We start from the raw sequence: 22567 nt of genomic DNA on the forward strand, positions 1-22567 counted from the left end.
ATGATGGACCAGTTTGAACAGCAGCCGACCGATTTCGTGCAGGAATGGGAAGCGAACGCCAAAGCCATCTCCGGCCTGTACAGCCCGGCGGATGAGCATGATGCCTGCGGCGTGGGCATGGTTGCGGCACTGGATGGCAAGCCGCGCCGCGACGTGGTGGAAGCCGGTATCGCGGCGCTGAAGGCCGTGTGGCACCGTGGCGCGGTCGATGCAGACGGCAAGACCGGCGATGGCGCAGGCATCCATGTCGAGATCCCGCAGGATTTCTTTGCCGATGCGATCCACGCAGGCGGCGCCGAAGGCGGCGTGGACAGCCAGATCGCCGTTGGCATGGTCTTTCTGCCCAAGACCGATATCGCGGCGCAGGAACGCTGCCGCCAGATCATCGAAAGCGAGATCCTTGCTTTCGGCTACAGCATCTATGGCTGGCGGCAGGTGCCGATCAACACCGACTGTATCGGTGAAAAGGCCAACGCCACCCGCCCGGAAATCGAGCAGATCCTGATCCGCAACCTGCCCGGCAGCGCGGAAGACGAGTTCGAGCGCGACCTGTACATCATCCGCCGCCGGATTGAAAAAAGCGCGATCGCCAATCAGGTGGACCTGTATGTGTGTTCGCTGTCGTGCCGGTCGCTGATCTACAAGGGCATGTTCCTGGCCGAACATCTGACGGTGTTCTATCCCGACCTGCTCGACCCGCGTTTCGTCAGCCGTTTCGCGATCTATCACCAGCGTTATTCGACCAACACCTTCCCCACATGGAAGCTGGCCCAGCCTTTCCGTCGCCTTGCCCATAATGGTGAAATCAACACCATTTCGGGCAATGTGAACTGGATGAAAAGCCACGAGACGCGGCTGGCCGATCCCGTGCTGGACCCGTATATGGAAGACCTCAAGCCCGTCGTGCAGGCGCAGGGGTCCGATACGGCGTGTTTCGACAATGTGTTCGAACTGCTGACCTTCGCCGGACGCGACGCCCCCATGGCGCGCTGCCTCATGATCCCGGCCAGCATCGGCGGCAATTCCGCCATGCCGAAGCGGCACAAGGACATGTATTCCTACTGCAATGCCGTGATGGAGCCGTGGGACGGCCCTGCCGCGCTGTGCGCCACGGATGGCCGCTGGCTGGTGGCGGGTCTGGACCGTAGCGGCCTGCGTCCGCTGCGTTATACCGTGACCAGTGACGGGCTGCTGATCGTCGGTTCCGAAACCGGCATGGTCAAGGTGCCCGAAGCCAAGATCGTAAGCCGCGGGCGGCTCGGGCCGGGGCAGTCGCTGGCCCTCGACCTGAAAACGGCGAAACTGTACAGCAATGACGAACTGCTGGACGAACTGGCCGGCCGTCAGGATTTCGGTAGCTGGGTCCAGCGCACGCATGAAATCTCCAGCATCGTGCGCCCCGATGGCAGCGAGCCGGTGCTGTATGACGCCGAAACCCTGCGCCGCCGCCAGCTTGCCGTAGGCATGACGCTGGAAGACCTCGAAACCATTCTCCAGCCGATGGTGGAAAGTGCTTCCGAAGCCATCGGGTCGATGGGCGACGACACGCCGCTTGCGGTGCTGTCCACCCGTTATCGCGGGCTTGCGCATTACTTCCGTCAGGCTTTCAGTCAGGTCACCAACCCGCCCATCGACAGCCTGCGTGAAACGCGGGTGATGAGCCTGGTGACGCGACTGGGCAACCTTGGCAACATCCTTGAGGAAAGCGAGACGCAGTGCGACCTGCTCCAGCTTCCTTCCCCGGTGCTGACCACGGGTGAATTCCAGGCGCTGGTCGAATTCTGTGGCAAGGATGCCTGCATCATCGACTGCACCTTCCCCGCGGCGGAGGGCGAGGCCGGACTGCGCAGCGCCATTGCACGCATCCGCGCGGAAGCCGAGGACCGCGTGCGTCAGGGCTGCACCCATGTCTTCCTGACCGATGAACACCAGTCCGGGGACCGGGCCTATATCCCGATGATCCTCGCCACGGCTGCGGTGCATACGCATCTGGTGCGGCAGTCGCTGCGGACCTTCACCTCGCTGAACGTGCGTTCCGCCGGTGCGCTTGATGTGCATGCCATTGCGGTGACGATCGGCGTGGGTGCCACCACGGTCAATCCGTATCTGGCGCAGGAAAGCATCGCGGACCGGCACCGGCGCGGGCTGTTCGGCAACCTGTCACTGTCGGATTCGGTCGAGCGGTATCGCAAGGCGGTCAACAAGGGCCTGCTCAAGATCATGTCCAAGATGGGCATTTCCATCGTGGCATCCTATCGCGGCGGCTATAATTTCGAGGCCATCGGCCTGTCACGCGCGCTGACGGCGGAATTCTTCCCCGGCATGCCCTCGCGCATTTCAGGCATCGGCCTGACCGGCATCGCGCGCAATGTGCTGAGCTTCCATCACAAGGCATGGAACAGGCAGGTTGAGACGTTGTCCGTCGGTGGGCGTTACAAGCTGCGCCGCAGCGGTGAAGTCCATGCCTTTGACGGCAACCTGATCCACATGCTCCAGACCGCCGTGGCGACGGGCAGCTTCTCGGTCTACCAGCGTTACGCGGATGCGGTGCGCCGCCAGCCGCCGGTGGCGCTGCGCGACCTGCTGGACTTCCGTGGCGGGCGCACGCCCATCCCCGTGGAATCGGTTGAAAGCATCACGGAACTGCGCAAGCGCCTGATCGCGCCGGGCATCTCGCTGGGTGCGCTCAGCCCCGAAGCGCATGAGACGCTGTCGATCGCCATGAACCGCATCGGTGCGAAGTCCGATTCGGGTGAGGGCGGCGAAGATCCGGCCCGCGCGAAGCCGCGCGCCAATGGCGATAACGCATCGTCGGCCATCAAGCAGATCGCATCGGGCCGTTTTGGCGTGACCGCGCAGTACCTCAATGACTGCCGCGAGATCGAGATCAAGATGGCGCAGGGTGCGAAGCCGGGCGAAGGTGGACAGCTTCCCGGCTTCAAGGTGACGGGCCTGATCGCCCGGCTGCGTCATGCGACCGAAGGCGTGACCCTGATCTCGCCCCCGCCGCACCACGACATCTATTCGATCGAGGATCTGGCCCAGCTCATCTACGACCTCAAGCAGATCAATCCTGAAGCCACGGTTACGGTGAAGCTGGTCGCGCGTTCGGGCATCGGCACGATTGCAGCCGGTGTCGCGAAGGCGAAGGCGGATGCGATCCTGATCTCGGGCCATTCCGGCGGCACGGGTGCAAGCCCGCAGTCCTCGGTCAAATATGCGGGCATGCCGTGGGAACTGGGGCTGGCGGAAGCGCATCAGGTACTGATGCTCAACCGCCTGCGCCACCGGGTGAAGCTGCGTACCGATGGCGGGCTGAAAACCGGGCGTGACGTGGTGATCGCCGCCATGCTGGGCGCGGAGGAATTCGGCATCGGCACCGCCAGCCTCGTCGCCATGGGCTGTATCATGGTGCGTCAGTGCCACTCCAACACCTGCCCGGTGGGCGTGTGTACGCAGGATGATGAACTGCGCCGCAAGTTCGAGGGCACGCCGGAGAAGGTGATCAACCTGTTCTCCTTCATTGCCGAGGACGTGCGCAACATCCTTGCCTCGCTGGGCTTCACCTCGCTCAACGAGATCATTGGCCGCACCGACCTGCTGCATCAGGTGCTGCGTGGGGCTGATTATCTGGACGATCTGGACCTCAACTCGCTTCTGGCGCAGGCGGACCCCGGCCCCTATGGCCGCTACTGCACCCGCGAAGGTCGTAACGAGGTGCCAGAGACGCTGGATGCACAGATGATCGCGGATGCGCGCCCGCTGTTCGACCATGGCGAGAAGATGCAGCTGCAGTACAACGTGCAGAACACGCATCGCGCGATCGGCACGCGCATTTCCTCGCTGATCGTGCGGCAGTTCGGCATGACCAAGCTGGCGCCGGGGCACCTTACGGTGCGTCTGCGTGGGTCGGCGGGGCAGTCGCTGGGCGCGTTTGCGGTGCAGGGCCTCAAGCTTGAGGTGCTGGGCGATGCGAACGACTATGTGGGCAAGGGGCTTTCGGGTGCGACCATCGTGGTCCGTGCCTCCCCGTCCTCCAGCCTTGTGTCGAACGAGAACGCGATTGTCGGCAATACCGTCCTGTATGGCGCGACAGCGGGTGCGCTGTATGCGGCGGGGCAGGCGGGTGAACGCTTTGCTGTGCGTAACTCGGGCGCTACGGCGGTGATCGAAGGGTGTGGATCGAACGGTTGCGAATACATGACCGGCGGCACCGTGGTCATCCTTGGCGAGATTGGCGACAATTTTGGCGCGGGCTTCACCGGCGGCATGGCGTTTGTGTATGACGCAAGTGGCACGTTTGCCGAGCGTGTAAACGCCGATACCGTCATGTGGTGCCGCGTGCAGGACCCGAAATGGGAAGCCGTGCTGCGTGAGCAGGTCGAGATCCATGCACGCGAAACCGGCAGCCGGTATGCCGAACTGCTGCTGCATAACTGGGACAAGACGCTGCCGCGCTTCTGGCAGGTCGTGCCCACGGAATATGCGCGCGTGATCGGTTTCGAAGCACCCGCACTGGCACGTGGTGCGTGAAATCAGGGCTGACCTGATGACGGGATAAGGCGGCGGGGCCGGGCAGCAATGTCCGGCCCTGTCTGTTTTTAAGGCGGAATATCGGCCTGCGGGGTCGCACATGCGGCCATGACGCACTAGATTCAGGATAAAGGGAATCGCGGGGCTGGTGCGCACGCGCTGGCTTCGCCCGATCTGATGGGTGTGCCTGATCTATGTCCAAAGCGTATTTTTCCGCCCCCGTGGCCGGTGCCACCACCACATCCCGCGTGCGGCACGACGTTGCCGGGGAATCCGGTGGCGCACCGGCGCTTGCGGGGCTGCCGCGATGGGATCTGTCGGATCTGTATGACGGGCCGGAAAGCCCGAAGCTCGCCACCGACCTCGATCAGGCCGATGAGGACGCGCAGGCTTTCGCCCGTGTGTGGCAGGGCCGTCTGGATAGCCTGCCCGGCAGCGAACTGGCACAGGCTCTAGCCGAATACCAGCGCATTGATGAGGTGCTGGGCCGTGCCGGTTCCTATGCCCAGCTTCTGTTCGCGGCCAATACATCGGATTCGGGCGTGGGCCGTTTCGCGCAGTCGATCAATGAACGGCTGACCGGCATTTCAACGCATCTCCTGTTCTTCACGCTGGAAATCAACCGTATCCCTGATGATGTGCTGGCCACGCAGCTTGCGGACCCGGCGCTGGCGCACTGGGGTCCGTTCCTGCGCGACCTGCGGGTTTTCCGGCCCTACCAGCTTTCGGACGAAGTCGAAGCTGTCCTGCATGAAAAATCGGTCACGGGTGCCGCCGCCTGGAACCGCCTGTTCGATGAGACGATGGCCGGCCTGCGCGTGCGTCTGGGCGGGGAGGAAGTCACGCTGGGCAGCGCGCTCGACACCATGTCCAGCCCCGACCGCGCCACGCGTGAACGTGCGGCCCGCGCCATTGGCGATGTGCTGGGGGGGAATGTTAAACTGTTCTCGCTGGTGACGAACACGCTGGCGAAGGACAAGGCCATCATGGACGGGCTGCGCCATTACCCGCGTCCGACTTCCGCGCGCAACTGCGCCAACATGGTCGAGGACGAAGTGGTGGACGCGCTGGTTCAGGCCGTGACCGAAGCCTATCCCCGCCTGTCGCATCGCTATTACGCGCTCAAGGCCAAATGGCTGGGGCTGGAAAAGCTGGAATACTGGGACCGTAACGCCCCGCTTACCACGCAGGACGAACCGCTGATCACATGGCCCGACGCCACCCGGCAGGTCATGGCGGCGTATGAAGGCTTTGACCCGCGCATGGGTAAGGTCGCCCGGCAGTTTTTCGATAACGCATGGATCGACGCCCCGCCTGTTCCGGGCAAGGCGTCCGGTGCCTTCGCCCATCCGACCGTGCCGTCCGCCCATCCCTATCTTCTGCTCAATTACCGTGGGCGCACGCGCGATGTGATGACGCTGGCGCATGAACTGGGGCATGGCGTGCATCAGGTTCTGGCGGGTGAGCAGGGCTATCTCATGTCCAACACGCCGCTGACACTGGCCGAAACCGCCAGCGTGTTTGGCGAGATGCTGACCTTCCGTGCCCTGCTGGATGCGCAGACCGATCCCGCCCGGCGCAGGCTGATGCTGGCCGCCAAGGTGGAGGACATGCTCAATACCGTGGTGCGCCAGATCGCCTTTTACCGATTCGAGACACTGGTGCATGACGAACGCCGCAAGGGCGAACTGCTGCCCGCGCGCATTGGGGAGATCTGGCGGCAGACGCAGGTTGAAAGCCTTGGCCCGGCCTTCAGCTTTACCCCGGATTACGATGCGTACTGGACCTACATCCCGCATTTCATCCATTCGCCGTTCTATGTGTATGCCTACGCCTTTGGTGATTGTCTGGTAAACGCGCTATACGGGGTTTTCCGGTCCGGTCATCCGGGTTTCCAGGACAAGTATATCGACATGCTGCGCGCAGGCGGCACCAGGCGGCATAAGGAACTGCTGGCCCCGTTCGGACTGGATGCGGCAGACCCCGGATTCTGGCAGAAGGGGCTGGATGTGATCGCCGGATTTATTGATGAACTGGAGCGTGTCTGACGTGGCGGATGAACGGAATCTCGATAATACTGGCCTGTTTGGCGAATTCCGCCGCATGGTGCGTACGTCGGGCACGGTAGGCGGCATCGCGGCGCGTATCGCCGGGCACAAGATGGGGTTCAGGTCCAACCAGACCATCCATGCCGAGGACCTGAAAAGCGTGCTGGGCGGCCTGAAGGGGCCGCTTATGAAGGGCGCGCAGCTTCTGTCCACGATCCCCGGCGCCCTGCCGGAGGAATATGCCAAGGAACTGGCCCAGCTTCAGGCCAATGCGCCCGCCATGGGCTGGAATTTCGTCCGCCGTCGCATGGCCACCGAACTGGGGCCGAACTGGGAGCGTAATTTCCGCTCCTTCAACCGGGAAGCGTCTGCCGCGGCCAGTCTGGGGCAGGTCCATCGCGCGGTGCTGCCCGACGGGCGGCCTGTCGCGTGCAAGCTGCAATATCCCGACATGCGCTCGACCGTGGAATCCGACCTCAAGCAGTTTCGCATGGCGGTGGGGTTGTTTTACCGTCTGGACAGCACGATCTGTCAGGATGACGTGCTGGAAGAACTGCAGGACCGGCTGTACGAGGAACTGGATTACCAGCGTGAAGCGGCGAACATGCGGCTGTATCGCCTCATGCTGGCGCAGTGGTCGGACGTGACCATCCCGGCCCCCATCGACAACCTGTGTACCCAGCGCCTGCTGACCATGGACTGGGTCAATGGCCGTGGCATCCAGAAGGTGCTGGATACCAATCCCACGCAGGAAGAGCGTAACAGCATGGCCCGTGCCCTGTTCCGGGCATGGTATGCGCCGCTGTACCGCTATGGCGTGATCCATGGCGACCCGCACATGGGCAATTTTACCGTGCGCGATGATTACGGCATCAACCTGCTCGATTTCGGGGCCATCCGCATTTTCCCCGCGCGCTTCGTGCAGGGAATCATCGACCTGCACAGGGCGATCGAGACGGATGACGAGGATCTGGCCTATCATGCCTATCAGGCATGGGGCTTTACCAACATGTCGCGCGATACGATGCGGGTGCTCAATGAATGGGCGCGCTTCATCTACGGTCCGTTGATGGAGGACCGTGAACGCTTCATTCAGGAAGATAACGACCCGCAATATGGCCGCGCGGTGGCTGAACGGGTCTATGCCGGTCTCAAGCGCACGGGGGGCGTGCAGCCGCCGCGTGAATTCGTGCTGGTTGACCGTTCCGCCGTGGGGCTGGGCAGCGTGTTCCTGCGCCTCAGGGCAAAGGTCAACTGGTATCAACTGTTTCAGGAAATGGCCGCCGACTTCGATGAGGCCGCGCTGGCGCGCCGTCAGGCCGAAGCCATGCGCGAAGCCCGCGTGCCGCCGCCGCTTGGCACGCATGGCTGAACGGCGGGAGTGGGGATGGAGCCGCATACAGCCCTTGTGCTGCGGCGGTTTTATCCCCACTTTCCTTAACCATGGCGACAGCATCCCGTAGGAAAAAGAAGACTACCGATATCGATCCGGCTGACAGGCCCGTCCTGTTCCAGCCGGAACGTCAGCCCGCGAAACCACGCACTCATACCTTTCGCGTCAGTTCCCCCTATGAACCGGCAGGCGACCAGCCCACCGCCATTGCCGAACTGGTCAGCGGCGTGGAAAAGGGCGAACGCGATCAGGTTCTGCTGGGTGTGACCGGTTCGGGCAAGACCTTCACGATGGCCAAGATCATCGAGGCCACGCAGAAGCCCGCCCTGATCCTTGCGCCCAACAAGACGCTGGCCGCCCAGCTCTATGCCGAGATGAAACAGTTCTTCCCCGACAACGCGGTGGAATATTTCGTCAGCTATTACGATTACTACCAGCCGGAAGCCTATGTGCCCCGGTCGGACACGTATATCGAAAAAGACAGCCAGATAAACGAACAGATCGACCGTATGCGTCATGCTGCCACGCAGGCGCTGCTGGAGCGCAACGATGTGATCATCGTGGCCTCGGTTTCGTGCATTTACGGTATCGGCTCGGTCGAGACCTATTCGCGCATGGTGGTCAAGCTGGAGGTCGGTGGCGAGATCGACCGCGACCGCCTGATAAAGGGGTTGGTCGAACTTCAGTACCGCCGTAACGATGCCGCCTTCCAGCGCGGCACCTTTCGCGTGCGTGGCGAGACGATTGATGTCTTTCCCGTCCAGAACGAGGATCGGGCATGGCGCGTCAGCCTGTTTGGCGACGAGATTGACGAGATTATCGAATTCGATCCGCTGACCGGTGAAAAGACCGGTGATCTGGAAGCCATCAGCATCTACGCCAACAGCCATTACGTGACGCCGCGCCCCACGCTTACGCAGGCGATGACGGGTATCAAGCAGGAACTGCGTGAAACGCTGGCCCGCTTCAATGCGGATGGCAAACTGCTGGAGGCCGAGCGCCTGCAGCAGCGCACCACCTTCGATCTGGAAATGATCGAGACTACGGGCGTCTGTAAGGGAATCGAGAATTATTCCCGCTACCTGTCCGGTCGCGCGCCGGGTGAACCGCCGCCAACCCTGTTTGAATACCTGCCCGAGGATGCGCTGCTGATCGTGGATGAAAGCCATGTGACCGTGCCGCAGATCGGCGGGATGGAACGCGGGGATCATGCACGCAAATCCGTGCTGGCCGAATTCGGCTTCCGCCTGCCTTCATGCCTCGACAACCGCCCGCTTACCTTTGCCGAATGGGATTCCTACCGGCCGCAGACGGTCTTCGTCAGCGCGACTCCCGGCCCGTGGGAAATGCGCCGCACGGAGGGCGTGTTTGCCGAACAGGTCATCCGCCCCACCGGCCTGATCGACCCGGTCACCATCGTCCGGCCGGTTGAACATCAGGTCGATGACCTGCTGGCCGAATGTCGTCTGACCATTGCCGATGGTGGCCGCGTGCTGGTCACGACGCTGACCAAGCGCATGGCTGAAGACCTGACCGAATACATGAACGAAGCCGGTATCCGTGTGCGGTACCTGCATTCGGATGTGGATACGCTGGAGCGTATCGAGATCATCCGCGACCTGCGGCTTGGCGCGTTCGATGTGCTGATCGGCATCAACCTGCTGCGCGAAGGGCTGGATATTCCCGAATGTTCCCTTGTCGCCATTCTGGATGCTGACAAGGAAGGCTTCCTGCGTTCGCGCACGTCCCTGATCCAGACCATTGGCCGCGCCGCGCGCAATGTGGAAGGGCGCGTGCTGCTTTATGCGGACAGGATGACCGACAGCCTTGCCTACGCCATCGAGGAAACCGCCCGCAGGCGCGAAAAGCAGAGCCTGTGGAACGAGGAACACGGCATCACCCCCCAATCCGTGCGCAAGCATATCGGCGATGTCATTTCGTCCGTGTTCGAGCAGGATTACGTGACCGTCACCCCCACGGCGGATGGCAGCGTGCAGGAAATGGTCGGCAAGGATTACAAGGCCGCCATTGCCGAACTGGAAAAACAGATGCGCGCGGCCTCGGCGGAACTGGAATTCGAGACAGCCGCCCGCCTGCGTGATGAAATCCGCAGGCTGGAAGCCCTGGAACTGGGCATGGTTCCGCCCCCGCTGCCCCAGTCCAGTGCGGGGCGTCCGGGCACCAGCCCTAAGGCCATCGCCCGGCGCAACCGTGGCCCCGTGCCGCTGGGGCCGGGGGGCGGGGGCTATGACCCGGAACAGGCGAAGGGAAGGGGAAAGCGACGTGGACGATAGGACCACCTCCCTCAACATGCCCTGCACGGGCCAGCGCGAACGCGAAATGACGGCGGTTGTCGAACTTGAGGCCGGTGGCGCGAAGCTGGGGCTCATGCCCGATGTGGGCGGCAGCATCGCGTTCTGGCGGTGTGGGGAGATAGACCTGCTGCGCCCGGTCAGTGACCCCCATCTGATCGCCCAGCACGGTCGTGCCGTGGCAGGTTATCCGCTAGTGCCGTTTTCCAACCGGGTGGCGGGTGACCATTTCCGTTTTGAAGGGGTGGACTATCACCTCGCTCCCAGCTTCGGCGGGGAGAACTGCGCCATTCACGGCAACGGGTGGCAGCGGCGCTGGGGGCTGGACAGGCTGGCCAACAGCAGCGCCACGCTTACCCTCGATCACGCGCCCACGCGCGACCTGATGGGGCAGTGGCCGTTCAGCTACCGCGCGCAGTTGCGTTACGACCTGCGTGAAAACGGGCTTTCGATCGGCATATTGCTTGAAAATACCGATACCCGCGACCAGCCGGTGGGCATGGGCTTTCATCCTTATTTTCCCCGTCATGCCGGGCTGAAGCTGGGTTTTGCCGCCAGCAGCGTATGGACAAACGGACCGGACCACCTGCCTGCCCTGCGTGTGCCGGTGGAAGGGGAATGGTCCTTCGCCCATATGCGCGATGCAGGGCAGGAGCCGATCGACAACTGTTATGCGGGGTGGTCCGGCAGTGCCTTCCTGCGCTGGCCGCGCGAAGGCTATGCGCTGACGGTGGAAGGCAGCCCCGAACTGCGGCATCTGGTACTTTTTACCCCACCCGGCCAGCCCTATATCGGGCTTGAACCGGTCAGCAACATGACCGATGGCTTCAATCGCCCGATCATTGCCGATAGCGGCGTGCGCGTACTGGCGCCGGGCCAGAAGATGGAAGGGCATATCCGCATGACGGTGACACGGTGCTGACAGCGGGCAGGTCATCCATGGCCAAGGGGGAAAAACCGGCCACGGGCGGGCTGTCATGTTATATCACACCCGCCGGAATCGCGGCCATGCGCACCGAGCTTAATGCCCTGCTGCGCGATGAACGCCCCCGGATCGTGGAAATTGTATCGTGGGCCGCAGGCAATGGCGACCGTTCTGAAAACGGCGATTACCAGTATGGCAAGCGCCGGCTGCGTGAGATCGACCGCCGCATCCGCTTCCTGACCAAGCGGATCGATAACGCCATTATTGTCGATCCGGCCGCCCAGCAGCAGCGCGATCGGGTGTTTTTTGGCGCTACGGTCACATATGTTGATGAACGCGATGCGGAACGCACCGTTACAATCCTTGGTGTGGATGAGGCGGACATGACGGCGGGGCAGATCAGCCTCGTCTCGCCGGTGGCGCGCGCGCTCATGCGTGCGGCGGTGGGCGATGAAGTCAGGCTGACAACGCCACGGGGGGATGAAATGATCGAGGTACTGGGCATTTCCTATCCCCCTTTGCCGTAATGGGGGGCTGGCCGTGTGGCTGAAGGCATATTATGACATTTGGGCGCGGGCCGTTTCAGTTTGTGACGTCCGGCGCGAACCGGTCCTGTGCGGAGATACTGATTAGATGCCACGCCCCCTGAAGGTCGCCGTCCAGATGGACCCGCTTGGCGGCATCGACATCAATGGCGATTCAACCTTTGCCCTGATGCTGGAAGCACAGGCGCGGGGATATGAACTGTTCGTCTATCAGGTCGAGGCCCTGAGCCTGAGCGAGGGACGTCGCACGCCTGACGCCCCGCGCGCGGCACGGGTGACCGCCCGCGCCCGCCCGGTAACGGTGCAGCGCAAGGCAGGCGCACATGCGACCTTTGGCGATGAACAGGTGATCGACCTGTCCGCCATGGATGTGGTGCTGATGCGTCAGGACCCGCCTTTCGACATGGCCTATATCACCGCCACCCATATCCTTGAGCATATCCATGGTGTCGGTCCGGGCCGCGCGCTGGTGGTCAACAACCCCGCAGCGGTTCGCAACGCGCCCGAAAAGCTGCTGGTCACGCATTATCCCGATCTCATGCCCCCTACGCTGGTGACGTGGGATGTGGCGGCGATAAGGGATTTCCGTGCGAAGTGGGGCGACATCATCGTCAAGCCGCTTTTCGGCAATGGTGGCGCGGGCGTGTTCCGCATCCGTCAGGATGATCCGAACCTGAACGCCCTGCTGGAAATGCATTTCGCCCGCTCACGCGAGCCGCTGATGATCCAGCGTTACGAACCGGCGGTGCGCAAGGGGGACAAGCGCATCATTCTGGTCGATGGCAGGCCGGTCGGCGCGATCGACCGTATCCCGGCGGAAGGGGAAACGCGGTCCAACATGCATGTGGGCGGTCGCCCGGTGCGCGCGGAACTGACCGCGCGCGACCGTGAGATATGCGACACCATCGGGCCGTTCCTGCGCGATCAGGGCCTGATTTTCGTGGGGATCGACGTGATTGGGGAATGGTTGACCGAGATCAATGTCACATCCCCGACCGGACTGCAGGAAATCGACCGCTTTGACGGCACCAATACGGCGGGCCTGATCTGGGATGCGATCGTATCGCGTCTGGCTACGGTTGACGTGGGCGCGTAAGGATTGGAAACGGTGTCCATGGCAGGCGCGGTGATCGTGACTGCCGTGCCATGTGGCATGGCATCGTGTATGGATTACAGGCGGCTACGCGGGCCGGATGGGCGCGCGGGCAGGTCAGGTGGAAGTGTAATGCAGCAGAACGGAACGGATTTGATCATGGCGGATGCGGTGCGGAAGGGGGCGGGCGATGCCTTCTTTCATGGCAAGGGCATGGGAACAGCCTGATGAGTGACGTTCTGCACGACGAAGCAGCCGAGAAGGTTGTGGAAATCCCCTCTCCCAAATCCGCGCTGGATGCTGCGGCGGTCAAGGCTGCGTACCGCCGCTGGGCCAGTGTGTACGATGCGCTGTTCGGCAGCGTTTCCGCCTTCGGGCGCAAGCGCGCGGTGGAAGCGGTCAACGCGCTGCCCGGTACGCAGGTGCTGGAAGTGGGCGTGGGCACCGGCCTTGCCCTGCCATATTATCGCGCGAACAAGCGGATCACGGGTATCGACCTGTCGGGTGACATGCTTGAGCGTGCGCGTCAGCGCGTGCGCCGCATGAAGCTGTCCAACGTGGAAAACCTGCTGGAAATGGATGCCGAGGCGACCCAGTTCGCCGATGGCACGTTCGATGTCGCGGTTGCGATGTTCGTGGCCTCCGTCGTGCCGCATCCGCGCGCGCTGCTGGCTGAACTCAAGCGCGTGGTCAAGCCGGGCGGGCATATCCTGTTCGTCAATCACTTCCTTGCGCAGGGCGGTGTCCGCCTTGCGGTGGAACGCGGCATGGCACGTGCTTCGCACTCGCTGGGCTGGCATCCGGATTTCGCCATTGAATCGCTGCTGCCGCCCGCCGACCTGCGCCGTGCGGTCCTGCAGCCGGTACCGCCCGCGGGCCTGTTCACGCTGGTCACGCTGGAGCGCGAAGCCGGGTCATGCGCCAGTCCGCTGGTGGCCTGATTTCCCGCTGAGCTCATCCACAGCCCTGTTCCTGTAGCAGGGCTGAAATGACATCTGCGCGACCACGGGAACGATCCACAGTGTCGTTTTCGTGTATAAGTCGGGCTATATGATGAAATCATGGTAACGATTGGCCATGCCCAGACACCGGCGCATGGCAGCAGGGAGTGATCTGATGCCCACAGGCACACAGTTCGGGGCGGATGGCAGGCATGATTCCAGCCGGGCCGGGGATTACCGGACCGTCGGCATGCTTTATCTCGTCATGGCGATTGTGGCGGGCGTGGCCGGTGGGCTGATGGCTGTCGGCCTGCAGGCGGGCCTGCTGCCGCATTCCGTGCTGGCCGCATGGGCCGGTGGGGATGCAACCGCCGCCGTTGAGCGCATCGGTCGTCGCCATGGCATGATGATGGTGTTCTTCTGTGCCCTGCCTGCCCTGTTCGGCGGGTTCGGCAACTGGCTGGTGCCCCTGCTGCTGCGCGCACGCGCTCTTGCCTTTCCCCGTCTGGCGCTGGCCGGGTGGGGGCTGACGGCGGGCAGCTTCGTGGCTGTTCTGGCCGGTCTTTCCCCTGCCGTGCCCGCGCAGGTTTCGGTCATCGCCCTTATGGTCTGGTGTCTGGCCATGCTGTTTCAGGCCATCAACATGGTGGCGACGGTGCTGAACATGGGGCCGATGGGACAGCGCCTGCGGGACATGCCCATTTTCGTATGGGCACAGGGCCTTACGGCGCTGATGACGGTCATGGTCATGCCGGTTCTTGCTGGCGGCCTGACGCGGGTATGGCTTGATGGCGGCGATATGTCCGCGCGGATCGACGGGCTGCTGCATGTCTTCGCCGGGCCGGAAATCGCATTGCTGCTGCTGCCCTCGCTGGGGATCGTGTCGCAGGTGATCGAGACATTCTGTGCGAAGCCGCTGCAGATGCCCCGTGTCGTGCTGGGGGCGCTGGTCGTGCTGTCCGTGGGTGGCAGTTCGGTCTGGGTTCATGATCTGCTGCATGGTGGGCTGGATCATATGGCGACTTCCGCACCCGTGGTGCAACTGGGGCTGATCGTGCTGCCGGTGCTGGCCGTGCTGGCCGCATGGGTGCAGACGGCACGTCTGGGCCACATGCGCGCCGCCGTGCCGATGGAATGGGCTGCAGGCTTCGTTGCCCTGCTGCTGGTCGGTTCCGTCATGTCCCTGCTGCCCGGCGGCATGGCCGATGTGCATGCGGCTACGCTGTATGCCGCCATGTTCGCGGTGTTCGCGGGTTTCTATTACTGGATTGGCAAGATGGTGGGCCATGTCGCCCCCCGCGGGGCCAGCAGGCTGCACTTCGGCCTGACGACGGCTGGCACCGTGCTGTCGCTGATGGCGTTTCATGGGGCGGCCGGTATGGTCGGTGCCGTGCTGATGGGGCTGTCCGTTCTGGTTTTCGCCGGGATCGTGGTGCAGGTGGCCCTTAGCCCCGCCCGGTCGCTGCCTGCCAATTACTGGGGGCCGGGTGCCCGCACGCCGGAATGGCAGGCACCGTCCCCCGCACATGGGGATGCCTGAACATGAGCGGCACCATCACGACGCCCGGCGCGGCGGATAGCGCCGCCGTTACATTTGATGCCTCACGTGTGGGTACGGAAGCACGGGACTGGTTCGTGCTGCTCAAGCCCCGTGTCATCTCGCTGGTGGTCTTTACCGGGGCGGCCGGTCTGGCCATGGCGCCGGGGCCGCTCAACCCGCTGGTGGCGGCTGTCAGCATCCTGTGCATCTGCATGGCTTCCGGTGCCGCCGGGGCCATCAACATGTGGTACGACCGCGATATCGATGCGGTCATGAAGCGTACCGTTACCCGTCCCATACCCGATGGCCGCGTGGGGGCGGAAGCCGCGCTGGGTTATGGTGTCGGGCTGTCGGTTGCGTCCGTCATCCTGATGTGGTTTGCGACCAACGCGCTGGCTGCGGGTATCCTTGCGTTTTCCATCTTTTTCTACGCCGTGATCTATACGATGTGGCTCAAGCGTTCGACGCCGCAGAATATCGTGATCGGCGGGGCGGCAGGAGCATTCCCGCCCATGATCGGCTGGGCCGCGGCCACGGGGTCCATGGCGGTCATGCCGGTGGTGATGTTCGGCATCATCTTCCTGTGGACGCCGCCGCATTTCTGGTCGCTTTCGCTTTATGCCTGCAAGGATTACGGACGGGCAGGTATTCCCATGCTGCCGGTGGTGCGTGGTGCGCGGCATACGCGGTGGCAGATCCTGTGGTACACCTTCATCCTCATGGCGGTATCGCTGGTGCCTTCATTCACGCATCAGGCGGGCTGGCTGTACACGGTTGTCGCCAGTGTGCTGGGGTTGGGATTCATCCTGTGCGCCATCGGGGTGCTGCGTGACCGGCAGGACGCCAATGGCGTGAGCCTGACGGGTGATGGCCCGGCGCGCCGTTCCTTCCGTTATTCGCTGGCTTACCTGTTTTTTCTGTTTCTGGGCCTGCTGGCCGACCATGCCTTCATCGCCCACTGATCGGGCAGTTTTATCCATGCGGGAGTTCGGGCAGATGGATCAGGCAACAACGGTTCAGGTTACACCGCAGATGGAAGCGCAGGAGGCGGCGCGTCGGCACAAGGGGCGCATCCGGGCCGTAGCGGTTACGCTTTCGGCGCTGGCTGCGATCCTGTATGCGCTCAGCCTTGCGCACATCTAGGCGGGGCTGAACCAGAGGGGCATGATCCCGGCCCGATATTTTATGGCCATAAGTGCTCCCCGATCACGGTTTCGGCTTTACCGTCATCTGAGCCGATGCGTCCCCGTTCTTTTTTGCGGATGCGCGGTGCTGTCTTTTCCGTTCCATCAGGCAGCGGCTACGGACAGCGCAAATACAGCGTGTGGCAGGGTTGAAGCCGGGTACAGAACGGAGACCAGCGTAAAAGGTCCGGTTGGGGCCACTGCGCCCGTGATGGCCTGCATTGACGTCCTGCGCGGTCGGGATGGCGGGCCACGTCGCCTGCGCATTTTCGTTGCGGGCAGGCAGGTTATCTCCAGCGCTGATATTGCCAGAGCGCCATCCGATGGCGGCATTATGGGCGACCCGTTTCAGGGAGTTACCCTCAGTCACGGTTCTGTCGTGGTGAAGAATTATGGTGGCAGTGCGTGGCGCTGGAATGAAACCTGGCGCCTGACCATACGGCAGGGCCAATGGATCATTGCCGGGTGGGACGAGGAGTACTGGCATGCTGGCAGCGATAATGACGGGTTGCATGTAAGCGTAAATGCCCTGACGGGCACCGTGCGTGAGGATGGAACGCCGTTCAATGACGATGCGGTAGAGCCACCGCCGCCTGTCATCCATAAAACCTGCCTGCTGCCCCGGCAATGGCGCACGCCATCCATCATGCAGGCAGCCGCCATAGGAACATCAGGCTGGGAGTGTGACGCCAGGCTGGGCACCAGGGCGAACTGACGTGATACGCCGGTTATGCCGCCATGGGCGGTCTGGGGCGCGGATAATAAAAAAGGCCTGCATCGGGGGGATGCAGGCCTTTTTCCGTCAAGCATGAAATGTGGGGATCAGCGGCCCGGTGTCTGCTGGATGGCGGACAGAAGCCAGCTTCCCGTTCCGGCCGAGCGCACGAACGTCCACAGTTCGGTAACGCTGACCCGGTTGGTCGGGTCGCCTTCGATCACACGGCCAGTCATGTCAGTGGTGATGTCGATCATCGAATACTGCATGGCGACCGTGGCGTAATCGAAGCCGTTTTCACGCCAGCTTTCCACCAGATCACCCCGGTCGAAACGTATGTCGGACACCACGTTGCGCGCGCCACGGCTGGCCAGATTGCTCAACTGGTTGTTGAAGTAGGACACCATTTCCGGTGTCGCCATGTGCTGCATGGCCCGCACATCCTGCTGGCTCCACGCCGTCTGGATGTTGATAAGGGCCTGCTGGAACGCCTGATAGTCAGCCGCCGTAATGGCCACGCCAACCGGCTGTCGTGCCCCCTGCGGCGCCATACCGGCGGGGGAGGGCGTGCCCATCGCTCCCGCATCGGTGCTGGCACCCATGCCGCCACTAAAGCGCCGGATGGCCCAGCGCACGATGAAGAAGACCAGCGCCAGCTGGATCAGCAGGCCAAGGAAGCCGCTGCCCCCCATGCCCGAACCGAACATGCCATGGCCGAACAGCATGCCAAACAGGCCAGCACCGACCAGACCGCCCATAAACCCGTTCATGAACGGATGGCGGGGACGTGCCATGGCCATGCCAGCACCCGCGCCGAAGGGAGCGCGCGCACCAAAGCCGGGCATCTGCTGGCGCGGGGTCATCGTCTGCTGGAAGGGTGTTGCGCCATAGGGCGCGGTCTGCGACGGCGCGGGCGCGCTGTAGGTGCGCGATCCACGGCTACCCATAGAGAAACCACCACCCGCACGGGCTTCCGCCGCGTGGGGATGAGCCAGCAGCGGCAGCACGGTCAGGGCCGTCACGGCGGCGAGAGCGATGCTTTTACGCGGCATCATGCGCGGGGAAATTGTCTTCATCTGGGTCAGGGTATCTGCAATCCTGTGTCGGAACCATCTTTATCCGTGCGGTCTCGTGAAACGGACCACGTGTTACAGATATAAGTAAGCCCGCGCCCCGGTAACAGGGGGCGCGGGCTCGCAGCAACATGAAATCATGGAAAGGAAACGATTACGCCCCGGCAATCATCATGTCGTCGATACGGATGGTGGGGGCATTGGTGGACTGGCGGAATGTCAGGTCATTGGCCGGAACCAGCCGCATGAACATGTCATTGAGGTTCCCCGCGACCGTCAGTTCGGCCACCGGTTCGGCCGGTACGCCGTTACGGATCATGAACCCTGCGGCGCCACGGCTGTAATCGCCGGTAATGCCGTTGATGGCGGACCCCATCATCTCGGTTATGTAAATGCCTTCGGTGATGTCGGCCATCAGTTCGGTGGGTGTCATGCTGCCCGGCAGCATGTACATGTTGCCAAGGCTGGGTGCAGGCGGCCCCGATGTGCCCCGGCTGGCGCAGCCATTGGGCTTCAGCCCGAGTTGGCGGGCGGATCGTGAATCCAGCGCCCATGTCTTCAGCACGCCATCTTCCACCAGTGTCCGCGTTGCGGTCAGCATGCCTTCCCCATCGAAGGGACGGGCGCCGGGGCCACGTACGCGACGGGGATCGTCGATGATGGTGATGCCAGCGGGCATGATCCGGCTGTCCATCTTTTCCTTCAGGAAGGAAGTGCCACGCGCAATGGAAATGCCGTTGATCGCGCCCGACAGGTGTCCCAGCATGCTGGTGGAAACGCGCGGATCCAGCACGATGGGCATGCGGCCCGTACGTGGCCGGACCGGGTTCAGGCGTGCGACCGTCCGCTCACCCGCGCGGCGACCGACAAGGGCGGCACCCTCAAGGTCGGACAGATGGACGGCTGCGTGATAATCGTAATCGCGCTCCATCTTCGTGCCGCTGCCCGCCACGGTGCTGACGGAGACGGAATGGCTGGTGCGGGCATAGCGACCCGAAAAACCGGCCGATGTCATGAGGATGATGTCCGACAGGCCGAAGCTTGCGGATGCACCGTTGCTGTTGGAAACGCCTTCCACTGCCAGGGCCGATTCCTCCGCCACGCGGGCGCGGGTGATCAGATCGCCGGTCGCGGGTTCGGTGGGGTCGAACAGGTCCAGCCCCGCCGCATCGACAAAGCGATGCTCGGCTTCGGCGCACAGACCGGCAAAACGGTCTTCCGGCACGACGCGGGCCATGGCCACCGCGCGTTCGGCCAGTGCGTCGAACCGCGCGGGATCAAGTGCTGTGGCCGAGACGATGGCCGCGCGCTGGCCCACGAAAACCCGCAGGCCCAGATCACACGTTTCGGAACGTTCAAGGTCTTCGGTGCGGCCATTGCGCACCTGTGCGCCATGGGCGGTGCGGCTGACGTAAATCGCATCCGCCGCATCGGCGCCCGCGCCCTTTGCACGGGTGATGAGGGTTGCGATCTGGTCGATGGGATTGGAACTCATGCCGCCAGTGCCCCCGTAATGCTGTCGAGCGAGGGCAGGTGCCTGACCGGCCCCAGCGATGTAAGCGTGGGCCGGCCGCTGAAGATGCGGGTGGCGACGCGCTGCACGTCCTCGATGGTGACGGCGTCCACCCGGCGCACGGTTTCGGCGGTCGGGATCAGCCGGTCGAAGATCTGGAGCTGGCGGGCAAGCTGTTCACACCGGCTGCCCGTGCTTTCCAGCGACATCAGCAGCGATGACTTGAGCTGCGCCCGCGCGCGCGCCAGTTCCGCCATGGTAACGGTGTGGCGCACCTTGGTCAGTTCATCCAGCGTGACGGGGATGAGGTCGGCGACCTGCGTTTCCCCCGTTCCGGCATAAATGCCGAACAGCCCGCCCTGACGGAACGGCGCGTTGAAGGAATAGACGGAATAGACCAGTCCGCGCTTTTCGCGGATTTCCTGAAACAGGCGCGACGACATGCCCCCACCCAGCAGCGTGGACAGCAGCAGGGCCGGGTAATAGTCCGGGTCGCCATAGGGCATGGACGGAAAGCCCAGCACGATATGGGCCTGATCCAGTTCGCGTTCCTGCGTGAACTCTCCGCCCACGTAACGCACGGGCGGCTGGGGCGGCACGATGCCGGTCGGCAGGTCACGGAAATGCTGCTGCACCAGATCGACCACGCGGGCATGTTCAAGGTTGCCCGCCGCCGCGATGATGGTGTTGCCCGCCGTGTAATGGGTGTTCATGTAGTTGACCAGCGTTGCGCGCGACATGGTCTGGATACCCGCTTCCGTGCCCAGTGTGGGGCGGCCCATCGGCTGGTCGGGGAAGGCGGTTTCCTGAAAATGGTCAAACACGATATCGTCGGGCGTGTCGTTCGCCTGTCCGATTTCCTGCAGGATCACGCCGCGTTCGCGCTCCAGTTCCTCGGGGGCGAGGCTGCTGTGGGTCAGGATATCGCCGATGATATCCGCGCCCAGATCAAGGTTTTCCTTCAGCAGCTTGACGTAATAGGCGGTGTGCTCGCGCGCGGTGTAGGCGTTGATGTGGCCGCCCACATTCTCGATTTCCTCCGCGATTCCGGCGGCGGTGCGGGTGCCGGTTCCCTTGAAGGCCATATGTTCGAGGAAGTGGGAAACGCCGTTTTCCTGCGCGGTTTCATTGCAGGTGCCCGCGGCGACATACGCCCCGAGGGACACGGTCTCCACCCGTTCCATCCGTTCGGTCACGATGGTCAGGCCGGAGTCCAGTCGGGTCACATTGATCAGGTCGGTCATGCTGGTCCTGCGGGCCGCATGGCGCATGTTCGCGCCCGTGCCGCCCCTTGTTGGCGTAAGGGAATGGAGGAAGGAAGCGTCAGCCCGCGTTGGTCATCACGGCGGCGCGCACCCTGTCCTCGATCATGTTCAGATCCGCCGGGACCACGCTGTAGCGTTCGGGGCGGTCATACAGATCGGCCAGTGCGGCGGGCAGGGCGGGGCGGATGCCGGTTGCCTGCGCCATCGCATCGGGGAACTTGGCGGGATGCGCGGTCGCCATGGCCACCATGGGAATGCCCGGTTCGCGGAAGGCGCGGCCCGCGGCTATGCCGATGGCGGTATGCGGGTCGGCCAGATAATGGCTGCGATTGTTCAGCGTGCGGATTTCCGCCAGCGTCGCGGCGTCATCCAGCGATACCCCGTGGAACAGCGCATGGGCGCGGTCCCATACGGGGTCTGCCACCTTCATCACGCCGGTCTTGCGGAACTCGGTCATGATTCTTGCGCAGGCCGTCGCATCCCGGTCGAGCAGTTCGAACAGCAGGCGTTCGAAATTGGAAGATACCTGAATATCCATGGAAGGCGACAGGCTGGGCACCACGCCGTGGATGCTCATGTCGTTTTCATTCAGGAAGCGCGACAGGATGTCGTTGCGGTTCGATCCCACACACAGCGCGCGGATGGGCAGCCCCATGCGGCGCGCGACCCATGCGGCCAGCACGTTGCCGAAATTGCCGGTGGGCACCGCGAACGAAACTTCCCGGTCCGGCGCGCCCATCGCCAGGGCCGCATAGACATAATAGGGCACCTGCGCCGCAATGCGCGCCCAGTTGATGGAATTGACCGCCGACAGGCGCATGTCGGTGCGGAAGGGCAGATCGGCGAACATGGCCTTGACCATGTCCTGACAGTCATCGAACGTGCCCTGTACCGCAAGGTTGGTCACGTTGGGTTCCCGCACGGTGGTCATCTGCCGGCGCTGCACTTCTGACGTGCGGCCTTCGGGGTGCAGGATCACCACGCGCAGCCGTTCACGCCCACGACAGGCTTCGATCGCCGCCGACCCGGTATCGCCCGATGTCGCGCCGACGATGGTGACGGTTTCATTCCGTTCGGTCAGTACATGGTCGAACAGGCGGCCAAGCAACTGCATGGCCATGTCCTTGAACGCGAGCGTCGGGCCGTGGAACAGTTCCTGCACGAACAGCCCGTCTTCCACCTGCGTCAGCGGCACGATCGCCGGATGGTCGAATCGGGCGTAGGCCTCGCGGCACAGCTTCAGCAGCACATCATGCGTGATCGACCCTTCGGCAAAGGGGGCGATGATACGGGCCGCCAGTTCGGGATAGGGCAGGGCGCGCAGTTCGCGCCACTGGGCTACCGAAAGCTCGGGCCAGCTTTCCGGCAGGTACAGGCCACCGTCCTCTGCCAGCCCCGCCAGCAGAACGGACGAAAAATCGCGGACGGGGGCAGTCCCCCGGGTAGAAATATAGCGCATCCCCCTATCATAATCCCAACCGTCCCCC

The 22567-nt window shown here is 63.3% G+C and carries 16 protein-coding genes; 12 read left to right on the forward strand and 4 right to left on the reverse strand.

Annotated features, from left to right (window positions below):
* From gltB to ACBR42_RS01345, 12 genes are all read left to right on the forward strand, one after another.
* On the forward strand, positions 1 to 4533 hold the full coding sequence (gltB, locus tag ACBR42_RS01290; protein WP_110547130.1) for a glutamate synthase large subunit: 4533 nt from the start codon (positions 1 to 3) through the stop codon (positions 4531 to 4533).
* A 194-nt stretch (positions 4534 to 4727) separates the two neighbouring features.
* The gene (locus tag ACBR42_RS01295; protein ID WP_371207091.1) at positions 4728 to 6581 is read left to right on the forward strand and encodes a M3 family oligoendopeptidase; all 1854 of its coding nucleotides are present in this window, start codon (positions 4728 to 4730) and stop codon (positions 6579 to 6581) included.
* Complete coding sequence (locus ACBR42_RS01300) at positions 6562 to 7953, forward strand: AarF/ABC1/UbiB kinase family protein (protein ID WP_102324560.1); 1392 nt, start codon at positions 6562 to 6564, stop codon at positions 7951 to 7953. The genes ACBR42_RS01295 and ACBR42_RS01300 overlap by 20 nt, the downstream gene beginning before the upstream one ends.
* Positions 7954 to 8024: 71 nt before the next feature.
* Complete coding sequence (uvrB, locus tag ACBR42_RS01305; protein ID WP_102324559.1) at positions 8025 to 10268, forward strand: excinuclease ABC subunit UvrB; 2244 nt, start codon at positions 8025 to 8027, stop codon at positions 10266 to 10268.
* A gap of 46 nt (positions 10269 to 10314) precedes the next feature.
* Complete coding sequence (locus ACBR42_RS01310) at positions 10315 to 11208, forward strand: aldose 1-epimerase (protein WP_371207159.1); 894 nt, start codon at positions 10315 to 10317, stop codon at positions 11206 to 11208.
* A gap of 17 nt (positions 11209 to 11225) precedes the next feature.
* Entirely contained in the window at positions 11226 to 11738 is a 513-nt protein-coding gene (gene greB / locus ACBR42_RS01315) for a transcription elongation factor GreB (protein WP_371207093.1), read from the forward strand.
* A gap of 106 nt (positions 11739 to 11844) precedes the next feature.
* A complete protein-coding gene (gshB, locus tag ACBR42_RS01320) occupies positions 11845 to 12852 on the forward strand; it encodes a glutathione synthase (protein WP_102324557.1) in 1008 nt (335 codons plus the stop codon).
* A gap of 224 nt (positions 12853 to 13076) precedes the next feature.
* Complete coding sequence (locus ACBR42_RS01325) at positions 13077 to 13790, forward strand: class I SAM-dependent methyltransferase (RefSeq protein WP_102324555.1); 714 nt, start codon at positions 13077 to 13079, stop codon at positions 13788 to 13790.
* A gap of 175 nt (positions 13791 to 13965) precedes the next feature.
* Positions 13966 to 15330 carry a cbb3-type cytochrome c oxidase subunit I gene (locus ACBR42_RS01330; protein ID WP_371207094.1) on the forward strand — a complete coding sequence of 455 codons (1365 nt, stop codon included), beginning with the start codon at positions 13966 to 13968 and terminating at the stop codon, positions 15328 to 15330.
* Between the two features lie 2 nt (positions 15331 to 15332).
* Positions 15333 to 16292 carry a heme o synthase gene (locus ACBR42_RS01335; protein WP_102324822.1) on the forward strand — a complete coding sequence of 320 codons (960 nt, stop codon included), beginning with the start codon at positions 15333 to 15335 and terminating at the stop codon, positions 16290 to 16292.
* A 34-nt stretch (positions 16293 to 16326) separates the two neighbouring features.
* Positions 16327 to 16473, forward strand: coding sequence for a hypothetical protein (locus ACBR42_RS01340; protein WP_162900365.1), 147 nt, complete (start codon positions 16327 to 16329; stop codon positions 16471 to 16473).
* Positions 16474 to 16725: 252 nt separating this feature from the next.
* A complete protein-coding gene (locus ACBR42_RS01345) occupies positions 16726 to 17229 on the forward strand; it encodes a hypothetical protein (protein WP_371207095.1) in 504 nt (167 codons plus the stop codon).
* 107 nt (positions 17230 to 17336) lie between these two features.
* Here the strand turns inward: ACBR42_RS01345 and ACBR42_RS01350 are convergent, their stop codons facing one another.
* The 4 genes from ACBR42_RS01350 to thrC all read right to left on the reverse strand — a co-directional run bounded on the left by ACBR42_RS01350 (position 17337) and on the right by thrC (position 22539).
* Positions 17337 to 18305 carry a Tim44-like domain-containing protein gene (locus ACBR42_RS01350; RefSeq protein ID WP_371207096.1) on the reverse strand — a complete coding sequence of 323 codons (969 nt, stop codon included), beginning with the start codon at positions 18303 to 18305 and terminating at the stop codon, positions 17337 to 17339.
* A 151-nt stretch (positions 18306 to 18456) separates the two neighbouring features.
* Complete coding sequence (locus tag ACBR42_RS01355; RefSeq protein ID WP_371207097.1) at positions 18457 to 19797, reverse strand: TldD/PmbA family protein; 1341 nt, start codon at positions 19795 to 19797, stop codon at positions 18457 to 18459.
* Complete coding sequence (locus ACBR42_RS01360; RefSeq protein WP_118962425.1) at positions 19794 to 21059, reverse strand: pitrilysin family protein; 1266 nt, start codon at positions 21057 to 21059, stop codon at positions 19794 to 19796. The genes ACBR42_RS01355 and ACBR42_RS01360 overlap by 4 nt, the downstream gene beginning before the upstream one ends.
* Before the next feature lie 79 nt (positions 21060 to 21138).
* Positions 21139 to 22539 (reverse strand): threonine synthase, encoded by a 1401-nt coding sequence (gene thrC / locus ACBR42_RS01365; protein WP_132305738.1) that lies wholly within the window; start codon positions 22537 to 22539, stop codon positions 21139 to 21141.
* Positions 22540 to 22567: the final 28 nt, after the last annotated feature.

It is taken from the genome of Komagataeibacter sp. SM21 (assembly GCF_041402665.1).
GTDB lineage: Bacteria > Pseudomonadota > Alphaproteobacteria > Acetobacterales > Acetobacteraceae > Komagataeibacter > Komagataeibacter saccharivorans.